The organism is Herbaspirillum sp. 1173, assembly GCF_031455335.1.
Lineage (GTDB): Bacteria > Pseudomonadota > Gammaproteobacteria > Burkholderiales > Burkholderiaceae_D > Herbaspirillum > Herbaspirillum huttiense.
Window position 1 is genome coordinate 119,762 of sequence record NZ_JAVDSP010000007.1, and the last position, 12,697, is coordinate 132,458.

Annotated in this window: 11 protein-coding genes; 7 read left to right on the forward strand and 4 right to left on the reverse strand. The window is 62.6% G+C overall.

Going from position 1 to position 12,697, the window contains the following annotated elements; genetic code table 11:
- Window positions 1-4: 4 nt before the first annotated feature.
- A complete protein-coding gene (gene fur / locus J2X56_RS20795; protein WP_034341048.1) occupies window positions 5-430 on the forward strand; it encodes a ferric iron uptake transcriptional regulator in 426 nt (141 codons plus the stop codon).
- 120 nt (window positions 431-550) lie between these two features.
- Here fur and hrcA read toward each other — a convergent pair whose 3' ends face one another.
- On the reverse strand, window positions 551-1,579 hold the full coding sequence (gene hrcA, locus J2X56_RS20800) for a heat-inducible transcriptional repressor HrcA (protein WP_034341051.1): 1,029 nt from the start codon (window positions 1,577-1,579) through the stop codon (window positions 551-553).
- 71 nt (window positions 1,580-1,650) lie between these two features.
- Window positions 1,651-2,379, reverse strand: coding sequence for an HAD family hydrolase (locus J2X56_RS20805; RefSeq protein WP_310162261.1), 729 nt, complete (start codon window positions 2,377-2,379; stop codon window positions 1,651-1,653).
- Window positions 2,380-2,415: 36 nt separating this feature from the next.
- Between J2X56_RS20805 and J2X56_RS20810 the strand changes: the two genes are divergently transcribed.
- From J2X56_RS20810 to dnaJ, 6 genes are all read left to right on the forward strand, one after another.
- Entirely contained in the window at window positions 2,416-3,333 is a 918-nt protein-coding gene (locus tag J2X56_RS20810) for an NAD kinase (RefSeq protein ID WP_039785185.1), read from the forward strand.
- Window positions 3,334-3,412: 79 nt separating this feature from the next.
- Window positions 3,413-5,059, forward strand: a complete 1,647-nt coding sequence (recN, locus tag J2X56_RS20815; RefSeq protein ID WP_204726073.1) for a DNA repair protein RecN — start codon at window positions 3,413-3,415, stop codon at window positions 5,057-5,059.
- A 44-nt stretch (window positions 5,060-5,103) separates the two neighbouring features.
- Entirely contained in the window at window positions 5,104-6,213 is a 1,110-nt protein-coding gene (hemH, locus tag J2X56_RS20820) for a ferrochelatase (protein WP_034341062.1), read from the forward strand.
- A gap of 600 nt (window positions 6,214-6,813) precedes the next feature.
- Entirely contained in the window at window positions 6,814-7,383 is a 570-nt protein-coding gene (gene grpE, locus J2X56_RS20825; RefSeq protein ID WP_310162270.1) for a nucleotide exchange factor GrpE, read from the forward strand.
- A 155-nt stretch (window positions 7,384-7,538) separates the two neighbouring features.
- On the forward strand, window positions 7,539-9,479 hold the full coding sequence (dnaK, locus tag J2X56_RS20830; protein ID WP_121042962.1) for a molecular chaperone DnaK: 1,941 nt from the start codon (window positions 7,539-7,541) through the stop codon (window positions 9,477-9,479).
- 252 nt (window positions 9,480-9,731) lie between these two features.
- Window positions 9,732-10,859 (forward strand): molecular chaperone DnaJ, encoded by a 1,128-nt coding sequence (gene dnaJ / locus J2X56_RS20835; RefSeq protein WP_121042964.1) that lies wholly within the window; start codon window positions 9,732-9,734, stop codon window positions 10,857-10,859.
- Window positions 10,860-10,944: 85 nt separating this feature from the next.
- Here the strand turns inward: dnaJ and panB are convergent, their stop codons facing one another.
- Together panB and J2X56_RS20845 are read right to left on the reverse strand one after the other, a co-directional pair.
- Window positions 10,945-11,772: a 3-methyl-2-oxobutanoate hydroxymethyltransferase gene (gene panB / locus J2X56_RS20840; protein WP_134135504.1), complete on the reverse strand. Its 828-nt coding sequence runs from the start codon at window positions 11,770-11,772 to the stop codon at window positions 10,945-10,947.
- Between the two features lie 7 nt (window positions 11,773-11,779).
- Complete coding sequence (locus J2X56_RS20845) at window positions 11,780-12,421, reverse strand: deoxynucleoside kinase (RefSeq protein ID WP_209568067.1); 642 nt, start codon at window positions 12,419-12,421, stop codon at window positions 11,780-11,782.
- Window positions 12,422-12,697 lie beyond the last annotated feature (276 nt).

Here is a 12,697-nt window from a genome sequence, read left to right on the forward strand (position 1 = left end):
TACCATGCCGAACAATCCATCCGAACTGAAGGCCAGCGGCCTGAAGGCGACCCTGCCGCGCCTGAAGATCCTCGAAATCTTCCAGAACACCTCCGTGCGCCATCTCAGCGCCGAAGACGTCTACAAACAATTGCTCTCTGACAACCTCGATGTCGGTCTGGCCACCGTCTACCGCGTGCTGACCCAGTTCGAACAGGCCGGCCTGCTCCAGCGCAATCACTTCGAGACCGGCAAGGCCGTCTTCGAACTCAACGAAGGCTCGCACCACGACCACCTGGTCTGCCTGGATTGCGGCAAGGTCGAGGAATTCTTCGACGCCGAAATCGAGAAGCGCCAGCTCAAGATTGCCCAGGAGCACGGTTTCGAGATCGCCGACCATGCCCTGGCCCTCTACGGTCATTGCAAAAACTGCAAGAAAGTGAAGAAGTAAGTTTGCTTTCGCTTGCCTGGCTTGATTCCGGCAAGGCTGCATGAAGAAAAATGTAAAAAAGCCATGTGAGGTCTCACATGGCTTTTTTGCGTCCTGGCGCGACGGTTGTGCTGGCCGGGATCAGTGCTGGCTCAAGGCGCTGGAAAGCAGCTTGGCCGTGATGTCGACGATGGGAATGACGCGTTCGTAGGCCATGCGGGTCGGTCCGATCACACCCAGGGTGCCGACGATGCGGCCGTTGACCTCGTAGGGGGCGGTGACGATGCTCATGTCGTCCATCGGCACCAGCTGGGATTCTCCGCCGATGAAGATCTGTACGCCCGTGGCCTTGCTGGACACATCCAGCAGCTGCAAGAGCCCGGTCTTCTGCTCGAACATGTCGAACAGGCGGCGCAGCGAATTCATGTTGGAGGAGAGGTCGGTCACCGACAGCAGGTTGCGTTCGCCGGAGATGACCACGTTGTTGTCGGCCTCTTCGTTCATGGCGTCGCTGCCGGCTTCGACGGCGGCCTGCATGAGCGCGGTCATGTCGTCGCGCAGCTGGCGCAGTTCGCCTTGCAGGTGGATGCGCACCTGGTCGAAGGACTGGCCGGCGTAATGCTGGTTGATGTAGTTGGCGGCCTGGGTCAGCTGGCTCGGGGTGTAGTCGACGTCGGTCAGGAGCATGCGGTTCTGCACGTCGCCGCCCTGGTCGACGATGACCAGCAGGATGCGCTTTTCCGACAGCCGCAGGAACTCGATCTGCTGGAACATCGATTCGCGCTTGGGCGTCATCACCACGCCGGCGAACTGCGACAGCGAGGACAGCACCTGGGCCGCATTGGTGATGATCTTCTGCGGCGAACCGCTGTGCTGCAGGCGTGCCTGCAGGCGGCCTTCGAGGGCGCTCTCGTCGATGGCCTCGACGGTGAGCAGCGTGTCGACGAACATGCGATAGCCGCGCGGCGTGGGCACGCGGCCGGCCGAGGTGTGCGGGCTGGCGACGAAGCCCATCTCTTCGAGATCGGCCATGATGTTGCGGATGGTCGCCGGCGACAGTTCCAGGCCCGACAGTTTCGACAGGGCGCGCGAGCCCACTGGCTGGCCGTCGGCGATGTACCGTTCGACCAGGGCCTTCAGGAGTGTGCGGGCGCGGTTATCGAGTTGCATGGGGCATATTCTAGCGGCATATCCGGTAAATGTGACGGCCGCGTCAGTTCTTCCAAAAATTGAACAAAGGTTCAGGCTTGCGCCTGCAGCCAGTCGTGCAGCTCATGCAGGTCGCGGCAGATGGCGTCGGGCGTGATGCCCTCGGGCAGGGTGCGGTCGAAACGGTTCATCCATACTGCCCGCAAACCGGCCCGCTGCGCACCTTGTACGTCCAGCAGCGGATCGTCCCCCACATAGACCGTCGCCGCCGGGGCGACCTGCAGGGCCTCGCAGGCGGCATGGAAGATGGCCGGATCCGGTTTGGCGCGGCCGAAGCGATGCGCCGCAATCGAGACCCCGAAGTGCCCGGCCAGGCCGATGCGCTCCAGGTCGGCAAAGCCGTTGGAGACCGAACCCAGCGTGAGCTGGCCCTTCATGCGCAGCAGCGCCGGTTCGACGTCATCGAACAGCGCCACCGTGCTGCGGGCTTCGGAGAACAGGGCCATGGCCGGGTCGACCAGCGCCAGGTCCACGTCATGCTCGCGGAAGACCTCGGAGAGCGCCGTGTGGCGCAGCTTCCAGAGGTCGATGCGATACATCGGGTCGGTCTTCATCAGGGCCATGCGGCGTTCGCGCAGGCTGGCAATCGTATGGGCCGCCACCACCGCGGGCGCATGCTCGCGCAGCCAGTCGTAGAGCAGGCCTTCGGCGCGCACCAGCACCGGTTCGATGGCCCACAGGGTATCGTCGAGATCGAACAGGACCGCCTCGATGGGGGAGGGAGCGGGCGAGGAGGGCAGGGAGGAAGCGCTTGGTTTCATTACAATGTCATCTCAAATTATGGTCTAATCCGCAGCATGTGGCCCATCAAATTACCCGTTCAGGCAGCCGTACCCAAAACCGTCGCCATCGTCGGCAAGTTCCAGGCCGTCGGCATCGCGCAGATCTTGTCGGACATCGCGGTGTTCCTGGAGTCGCATGGCCACACCGTGGTCTTCGAGTCCGAGACCGCCGAGAACATCGCCCTGCAAGGCTATGACAGCATGACGCCCGAGCAGATCGGGCATCACGCCGACGTGGCCATCGTGGTCGGCGGCGACGGCACCATGCTCGGCATCGCGCGCCAGCTGGCACCCTACAACGTGCCGCTGATCGGCATCAACCAGGGCCGCCTGGGCTTCATCACCGATATCGCCCAGGACCGCATGATACCGGCTCTGGCCGACATGCTGGAAGGCAAGGTCGAAGCCGAGTCGCGTTCGCTGCTGGAAGCGCGGGTCTACCGCGAGGGCAGCGAGATCTTCCGCGCGCTGGCCTTGAACGATGTGGTGGTGGCGCGTGGCTCCACTTCCGGCATGGTCGAGCTGCGGGTGGAGGTCGATGGCCGCTTCATGTACAACCAGCGTTCCGATGGCCTCATCGTGGCCACGCCCACCGGTTCCACTGCCTATGCCTTGTCGGCCGGCGGCCCTATCCTGCATCCCAGCCTGCACGGGATCGTGATGGTGCCGATTTCTCCGCATTCGCTGTCGAACCGTCCCATCACGCTGTCGGATTCCTGCGAGATCGTGATCCAGGTGGTGGCCGGGCGCGAGGTCAGCGCCAACTTCGACATGCAATCCTTGACCAGCGTGCTGCATGGCGACCGCATCGTGATCCGCCGTTCGGCGCACAAGATCACTTTCCTGCATCCCGAGGGCTGGAGTTATTTCGATACCCTGCGCGAGAAGCTGCACTGGAATGAATACCCCTCCATAGAAGGCCGATTACAATAAGCGCGCATCAAGCCCGGCCATCGCGTGCCGGCTCGCTTGAGCCTACTGGCCTGTCCGTCCAACCCGCTGCGAGACCACCATGCTGCGTACCTTAACGATTCGCGACTTCGTGATTGTCGATGCCATCGAGCTCGAATTCGCGCGCGGATTCTCCGTCTTCACCGGCGAAACCGGCGCCGGCAAATCCATCCTCATCGATGCCCTGGCGCTGGCCATGGGCGGACGGGGCGATCCCAGCGTGGTGCGCGAGGGCGCGGCCAAGGCGGATGTGAGCGCCGATTTCACCGCCACGCCGGAAGTGATGGCCTGGCTGGACGAACACGAATTCAGCGGCGAGCACGACGGCGTGCTGCTGCGCCGGGTGATCGACAATGCCGGCCGCAGCAAGGCCTACATCAACGGCAGCGCCGCCACCGCCGCGCAATTGCGCGAAGTCGGCGAGATGCTGGTGGACATCCACGGCCAGCACGCGCACCAGTCGCTCATGAAGGCCGATGCCCAGCGCCAATTGCTGGACAGCCAGGCCGGCCTGCTGGAGCCTGCCCGTGAAGTGGCTGCCGCCTACAAGACCTGGCGCGCCCTGGCCCGCCAGCGTGAGCAGTTCGAGCAGGATGCGCGCAATGTGCTGCTGGAGCGCGAGCGCCTGGAGTGGCAGGTGGCCGAGCTGCACAAGCTGGCCGTCAAGCCCGGCGAATGGGCTGACATCAGCACCGAGCACAGCCGCCTGTCGCATGCCGCGGCGCTCATCGGTGGCGCGCAGGAGGCGCTGGGCGTGATCTCGGAATCGGAGTCGCCGATCCTCTCGCAACTCTCCTCGATCACGCAGAAGCTGACCAAGCTGGTCGATGTCGATACTGCCTTGAAGCCGGTGCTCGACGCGCTGGAACCGGCGCAGATCCAGCTGCAGGAAGCGGTCTATGCCTTGAATGATTATCTCGGCCGCGTTGAACTCGATCCCGCGCGCCTGCAGGAAGTGGAAGAGCGCCTGGAAGCCATCCATTCGACCGCCCGCAAATTCCATGTGCAGCCCGATGAGCTGCCCGAGGAGCATCGCAAGCTCTCCGAAGAATTGAAGCAACTGGCCGATGCCAGCGACCTCGATGCTCTGCGCGCGCAGGAAGACAAGCTCAAGCAAGCCTATCTGGCGCAGGCGCAGAAACTCTCCAAGGCGCGCGCCAAGGCAGCGGCCGCATTGGGCGAGGCGGTCACGGCCGCCATGCAGGATCTGTCGATGGCCGGTGGGCGCTTCGAGATCGCGCTCAATGAAGTGGAGCCGGCCGCATACGGGCTGGAACAGGTGGAATTTCTGGTGGCCGGCCACGCCGGCGTGGCGCCGCGCGCGCTGGCCAAGGTGGCCTCGGGCGGTGAACTGGCGCGCATCTCGCTGGCCATCTCGGTGATCGCCTCGGCCGCCACCACGGTACCGACCCTGATCTTCGATGAAGTCGACAGCGGCATCGGCGGTGCCGTCGCCGAAGTGGTCGGACGGCTCTTGAAGCGTCTCGGCCAGGAACGGCAAGTGCTGTGCGTGACGCACTTGCCGCAGGTGGCCAGCCAGGCCAACCAGCACTACCAGGTCAAGAAGCGCAGCGAGGGCGGCAAGACCCTCTCCGACATCGACGGGCTGGACCCCAAGGCGCGCGTGGAAGAAATCGCCCGCATGCTGGGCGGACTGGAAATCACGGCCACCACGCGCAAGCACGCGCGCGAGCTGCTGGCTTCCTGATCGCCCTCACACCAAGAACATCAAGAAACCCAAGCTCAACGACCATGCCCTTCCGCAAAGAACCTCCCTACACCCACGGCAGCCCGGCCTCCACCGCCGTGGTGCTGGTCAATCTCGGCACGCCCGATGCGCCCAATGCAGGCGCGCTTCGACGCTACCTCAAGCAATTCCTGTCGGACCCGCGTGTAGTGGAAATCCCGCGTGCGGTGTGGTGGTTCATTCTCAACGGCATCATCCTGCCTTTCCGCTCCTCCAAGTCGGCCGAGAAATACGCCAGCATCTGGACCGAGGAAGGCTCGCCGCTGCGCGTGCATACACAGCGCCAGGCCGCTGCGCTGGCGGTGCAACTGGCCGGACGCGGCCATCATCAGTTGCAGGTGGTGTATGCCATGCGCTATGGCACGCCTTCGCTGCCCGAAGTGCTGGACCAGCTGAAGCAACAGGGCTGCACGCGCATCCTGGTGCTGCCGGCCTATCCGCAGTATTCGGGCACGACCACTGCTTCCATCTTCGATGCCGTCTTCGACCATTACCGCCAGGTGCGCAACATTCCCGAGCTGCGCCTGATCCGCAACTATCACGACCAGGATGCCTACATCCAGGCGCTGCGCCAGTCGGTGCTGGATCACTGGGACCTGCACGGCCGGCCGGACAAGCTGCTGATGAGCTTCCACGGCGTGCCCAAGCGCACGCTGATGCTGGGCGATCCTTACCATTGCGAGTGCTACAAGACCGCACGTCTGCTGGCGCAATCGCTGGGGCTGACCGATGAGCAGTACCAGGTCACCTTCCAGTCGCGCTTCGGCAAGGCCGAATGGCTGCAGCCTTACACCGCGCCCACCGCCCAGGAACTGGGCCGGCAGGGCGTGCGCCGCATCGACGTGATGTGTCCCGGTTTCACCAGCGACTGCCTGGAAACCCTGGAAGAAATCGCCATGGAAGTGAAGGAAGACTTCCTGCACGCAGGCGGCAAGGAGTTTCACTTCATCCCCTGCCTGAATGAATCACCGGCCTGGATCAACGGCATGGTGGAGATCGTCGAGCAGCACCTGGCCGGCTGGCCGACCATGAGCAATGCCGCGGCCCGCGAAGAGATGGCGCGCCAGCAGGCGATTGCCGCAGAGCGGGCAAAGGCACTCGGCGCGGATCGCTGATTTTTCAGAAAGCTTCATATCGACCGCCGGCCCGGGGCGGTCTGCAGCCTTCAGCCTGCTAAAATGGCAGGCTGAACGTCTTTACTGTCGCTGATATTGTCTGTCCGGCAATGATCTTGCCTGGTCTGAAGCGTCCAGATCGTTCATACAAGAAAAAAACCGGGGGGTAGCGGCGCTCAGAGCGTGTATTCGCTCACCAGATGCGTATAGCTGATCCAGGCGGTAGCCAGCAGGCTGTACAGGGCAACGAAGATAATGGCCGCAATCAGTGGCAGTTTCATGATGACACCTTGTTGGCGCGACAAGCGATGAGGGGAAGTGGGAATGCCGTCAAACGAGCCTGCCCCAAAGGGCGGGAACTCGAATTCAGTTTAGGTCGGGCTCGAATTAACTTGAAGTCAGACCCCGTAATTTCTGTAAGCGCGCGTAACATTTTTCTTCTTGAAATCGCATAATAGGCAAAAAGTCGCCGGAAAATGCCAAAAAGCCCTTGAAAAAGCAGGGACATGCCCTACTTGTGCCGCATCCCTTGGCGGACGGCGCTTCACATCAGGCTGCCGCACGCACGTAAATCATTGATTTGTTGGAGGTAATTCAGGAATGCAAGACATGGAAAAACAGGAAAACCCATCCATCCAGCAAGACAACCAGGCTGCTGACGCCGCTGCTGCCACTGCCGCCGAGCAGGCTGCTCCGGCCGCCGCTGCCGAGCCCACACTGGAAGACAAGCTGGCCGCAGCCGAAGCCAAGGCTGCCGAGATGCAGGACGCCTTCCTGCGTGCCCGTGCCGAAGGCGAGAACATCCGCCGCCGTGCTCAGGAAGACATCGCCAAAGCCCACAAGTTCGCCATCGAGGGCTTCGCCGAGTCGCTCCTGGCGGTCAAGGACAGCCTGGAAATGGCCCTGAAGATCGAAAACGCCTCGCTGGAATCGCTCAAGGAAGGCGTGGACATGACCTTGAAGCAACTCTCCTCGGCCTTCGAGAAGAACAAGCTGCAGGAAGTCAGCCCGCAGGCCGGCGAGAAGCTCGACCCCATGAAGCACCAGGCCGTCTCGGCCGTGCCGGCCGAGCAGGAAGCCAACACGGTGGTTGCCGTGCTGCAAAAAGGCTATATGATTTCCGACCGTCTGCTGCGTCCGGCGCTGGTGACGGTGGCCCAGGGAAAGTAAGCGGACCGGCGCCGGAAGGGGAAAGAGGCAAACGGCATCATTTTTGCTTCATCCGGTGGTTCCGGCGCTTGAAAGTCCGTCTTTCCTCCACATATTCAAACCATTCAAAACACCTGTAGCCCGACATCCAGGGCTGAAAGAACGAAGGAAAAATCATGGGAAAAATCATTGGTATTGACCTGGGCACCACCAACTCTTGCGTTTCCGTCATGGAAGGCAACCAGCCCAAGGTGATCGAGAACTCCGAAGGCGCGCGTACCACGCCTTCCATCATTGCGTATCAGGAAGACGGCGAAATCCTGGTCGGCGCTCCCGCCAAGCGCCAGGCCGTCACCAACCCGAAGAACACCATCTACGCCGCCAAGCGCCTGATCGGCCGCAAGTTCACCGAGAAGGAAGTGCAGAAGGACATCAACCTGATGCCCTACCAGATCGTGGCCGCCGACAACGGCGACGCCTGGATCGGCGTGCGCGACAAGAAGCTGGCCCCGCCGCAGATTTCCGCTGAAGTCCTGCGCAAGATGAAGAAGACCGCCGAAGACTACCTGGGCGAAGAAGTCACCGAAGCCGTCATCACGGTGCCGGCCTACTTCAACGACGCCCAGCGCCAGGCTACCAAGGACGCCGGCCGCATCGCCGGTCTGGACGTCAAGCGCATCATCAACGAGCCGACCGCAGCGGCACTGGCGTTCGGCCTGGACAAGGCGGAAAAGGGTGACCGCAAGATCGCCGTGTATGACCTGGGCGGCGGTACTTTCGACGTGTCCATCATCGAAATCGCTGACGTCGATGGCGAAAAGCAGTTCGAAGTGCTGTCCACCAACGGTGACACCTTCCTGGGCGGCGAAGACTTCGACCAGCGCCTGATCGACTACATCATCGAGGAATTCAAGAAGATCAACGGCCTGGACCTGTCCAAGGACGCCATCGCCCTGCAGCGCATCAAGGCCTCGGCCGAACGCGCCAAGATCGAGCTGTCGTCCTCGCAACAGACCGAGATCAACGAGCCTTACATCGCCATGGCCAATGGCGCACCGGTCCACCTGAACCTGAAGATCACCCGCGCCAAGCTGGAGTCCCTGGTGGAGGAACTGATCGCCAAGACCATCGAACCCTGCCGTACCGCCATCAAGGATGCCGGTGTGAAGGTGTCTGACATCGACGACGTGATCCTGGTCGGCGGCATGACCCGCATGCCCAAGGTCATCGAGAAGGTGAAGGAATTCTTCGGCAAGGATCCGCGCCGTGACGTGAACCCCGACGAAGCCGTGGCCGTCGGCGCCGCGATCCAGGGTTCGGTCCTCTCGGGCGACCGCAAGGACGTGCTGCTGCTGGACGTGACCCCGCTGTCGCTGGGTATCGAAACCATGGGCGGCGTCATGACCAAGATGATCAAGAAGAACACCACCATTCCGACCAAGTTCAGCCAGGTGTTCTCCACTGCCGACGACAACCAGCCGGCCGTGACCATCAAGGTCTACCAGGGCGAGCGTGAAATGGCCGTGGGCAACAAGGCCCTGGGCGAATTCAACCTGGAAGGCATCCCGCCGGCACCGCGCGGCACCCCGCAGATCGAAGTGACCTTCGACATCGACGCCAACGGCATCCTGCACGTGGGCGCCAAGGACAAGGCCACCGGCAAGGAAAACAAGATCACCATCAAGGCCAACTCCGGCCTGAATGAAGAAGAGATCGAAAAGATGGTGCGCGACGCCGAAGCCAACGCCGAGGAAGACAAGCGCCTGAAGGAACTGGCCGAGACCCGCAACCAGGGTGATGCGCTGGTGCACTCGACCAAGAAGGCCCTGGGCGAATACGGCGACAAGCTGGAAGCCGGCGAGAAGGAAGTCATCGAAGCCGCCATCAAGAACCTGGAAGAAGCCCTGAAGGGTGACGACAAGGCCACCATCGATGCCAAGACCGAAGCCCTGTCGACCGCGGCGCAGAAGCTGGGCGAGAAGATGTACGCCGACCAGCAGGCGCAAGCCGCTGCCGCCGGTGGTGCTGCGGGCGCCGCAGGTGCTCAGGCCGGTGCCGCCGGTGCAGCCCCGAAGGACGACAACGTGGTCGACGCCGACTTCAAGGAAGTGAAGTAATCCGGGACTGACGCCTCGTTTCATCGGAGGTCAGCGCTCGCGCCCGGGTGCGGTTTTTCCGCAGCCCGGGCGGATTTTTGAGAAGCATCCACCCGGCCGGGTTGTTTTTTCGGCCAGGCCGGTACGCCGAGTCCGCAGTCAAAAGCTGAACTCGGCTTTTTCACATTGTTGGTTTCCGGTCGTGCTTGCGCGGCCGCAGATGCAGGCCATCGCAGCAGCGACGGAACACAATAACAAGGTGGGTTATACAACATGGCAAAACGCGATTTTTACGAAGTGCTCGGACTGGCGAAGAACGCCAGCGACGACGAAATCAAGAAGGCTTATCGCAAGCTGGCGATGAAGTACCATCCTGACCGCAACCCGGACAGCAAGGGCGCGGAAGACAAGTTCAAGGAGGTCAAGGAAGCCTACGAGATGCTGTCGGACCCGCAGAAGCGCGAGGCCTACGACCGCTACGGCCATGCCGGCGTCGACCCCAACATGGGTGGCGGCGGCGGTGCCGGCGCGGGTGGCTTTGCCGATGCCTTCGGCGACATCTTCGGCGATATCTTTGGCGGCGGCGGTGGCCGCGGCCGCAGCTCCGGCCCGCAGGTCTATCGCGGCGCCGACCTGCGCTACAACCTGGAAATCACGCTGGAACAGGCTGCGCACGGCTTCGACACCACCATCCGTGTGCCGTCCTGGGACCAGTGCGATACCTGCCACGGCAGCGGCGCCAAGCCCGGCACCTCGCCGGTCACTTGCACCACCTGCGGCGGTCATGGCCAGGTGCGCATGCAACAGGGCTTCTTCAGCATCCAGCAGACCTGCCCCAAGTGCCACGGCAGCGGCAAGATCATTCCGGAACCCTGCACCACCTGCGCCGGTGCCGGACGCATCAAGCGCAACAAGACGCTGGAAGTGAAGATCCCCGAAGGCATTGACGACGGCATGCGCATCCGTTCCTCCGGCAACGGTGAGCCGGGCGTCAATGGCGGTCCCCCGGGCGACCTGTATGTGGAAATTCACATCAAGCCGCACGACGTGTTCCAGCGCGATGGTGACGACCTGCATTGCGAGATGCCGATCTCCTTCGCCAAGGCGGCACTGGGTGGCGAGATCGAAGCTCCCACGCTCAACGGCAAGGCGTCCTTCTCCATTCCCGAAGGCACCCAGAGCGGCAAGACCTTCCGCCTGCGCGGCAAGGGCATCAAGGGTGTGCGTTCCGGTTACGCGGGTGATCTGTTCTGCCACGTGGTAGTGGAGACCCCGGTCAAGCTGACCGATCGCCAGAAGGAACTGCTGCGCGAGTTCGAGCAGCTCACCACCGAAGGCGGCGCCAAGCACAGCCCGCAGACCAAGACCTGGAAGGACAAGGTCAAAGAATTCTTCGAGTAATCAGTAGCATCTGCACCATCGGCAGCAAAGCAAAAGGCCAGCGATCTCGCTGGCCTTTTTCTTGTCCACAGCCTGAATCAAGGCCTCAGAAGCAATGCTCCTGTGCCGGGAAGCTGCCATCCTTCACGGCCGCCACATAGTGGCGCACCGCCTCCTCGATGCCGCTGGCCCCGTCCATGAAGTTGCGCACGAAGCGGCTCTTGTGGCCCGGGAACACGCCCAGCATGTCATGCATCACCAGCACCTGGCCCGAGCAATCGGGACCGGCACCGATGCCGATGGTGGGGATGGCCAGGCGGTCGGTCACTTCCTTGCCCAGCGTGGCCGGCACCGCTTCGATGACCACCAGCGAAGCGCCCGCCTGCTGTACCGCCAGCGCATCCGCATGCAGCTGCGTGGCGCCATCGCTGGTCTTGCCCTGCACCTTGAAGCCGCCCAGCTGGTGCACTGACTGCGGCGTCAGGCCAATGTGCGCGCACACCGGGATGCCGCGCTCGGTGAGGAACTTGATGGTATCGGCCAGCCACACGCCGCCTTCCAGCTTGACCATCTGCGCGCCCGCCTGCATCAGCAGCGCGGCGTTGCGGAAGGCTTCCTCGCGGGTCGGGTAGGTGCCGAAGGGCAGGTCGGCGATGATCAGCATGGTGCGGGTGCCGCGCGCGACGGCCGCCGTGTGATAGGCCACATCCTGGATCGTCACCGGCAGGGTTGAATCATGGCCCTGGCAGACCATGCCCAGGGAGTCGCCGATCAGCACCGTTTCCAGCCCGGCGCGCTCCATGAGCGTGGCGAAGCTGGCGTCATAACAGGTCAGCATGCTGATCTTGTCGCCCTTGGCGCGCATCGCCTGCAGGGTGTGGGTGGTCACCGGCTTGGCGCGTGCCGCGCCCGATTCCTGAAGATAGCCTGCCATGAAAGATTCAACCTCCGTGATTGAGAAAGGCGCGCGGCCCGTGCATCTCCTGGATGTGCTGCAGCAGGATGGCCAGATCGGCATCGCTGTGGGCCGGATCCAGATGCTCGGTGTTGACGGTCAGTACCGGCGCGTCTTGGTAATGATAGAAAAATTGACTGTAGCACTCCGACAGCCGTTGCAGGTAATCCAGGGAGATGGCTTCCTCCATGGCGATCCCGCGCGCGGCGATGCGGGTCTGCAGAACATCGGCCGGTGCCTGCAGGTGGATCACCAGGTCCGGCACCCGCGCCTTGGGCTGCAACTGGCGATACAAGGCGTCATAAAGCGCCAGTTCATCGCCGGCCAGGGTCAACTGGGCGAACAGGATGTTCTTTTCCAGCATGAAGTCGGCAATGAAGCGTCCCTCCAGTTGCGCCGGATCCAGCGGTGCCTGCAACTGCCCCATGCGCTGCAGGAGGAAAAAAACCTGGGTCTGGAAGGCATGCCGTGCAGCATCCCGGTAAAACTCGGCCAGGAAGGGATTGCCTTCCGGCTGCTCCAGCACCGACTGTGCGCCCCAGAGCGCCGACAGGCGCGTGGCCAGCGAAGTCTTGCCAGCCCCGATCGGGCCGTCGATTGCGATATAGCGATAGCTTTCCAGTTCCATGGTGTCTTTCCCCCGGCACGCCGGGTGCGGCATTGTAGTTGATTTCATTGCGGCCGGCCTGAATGGCCGACCTGGCTTTTTGTTAATTCTTGGCAACTTTCCGATGATTGTCCGTTGGTGCAGACAACTCAACCGGAATTTGGCCTTTATTCCACGCAAGGCGAGACCCGGGCAGCCAGCACAATAGGCTGAGGGTCAGTGCGCGCAGGATAGACCCGCTGCAAGCTGCATTAGTGCCGGGCGGCAGTGGGTGCAGGGGTGCTGAATCGCCTTTGT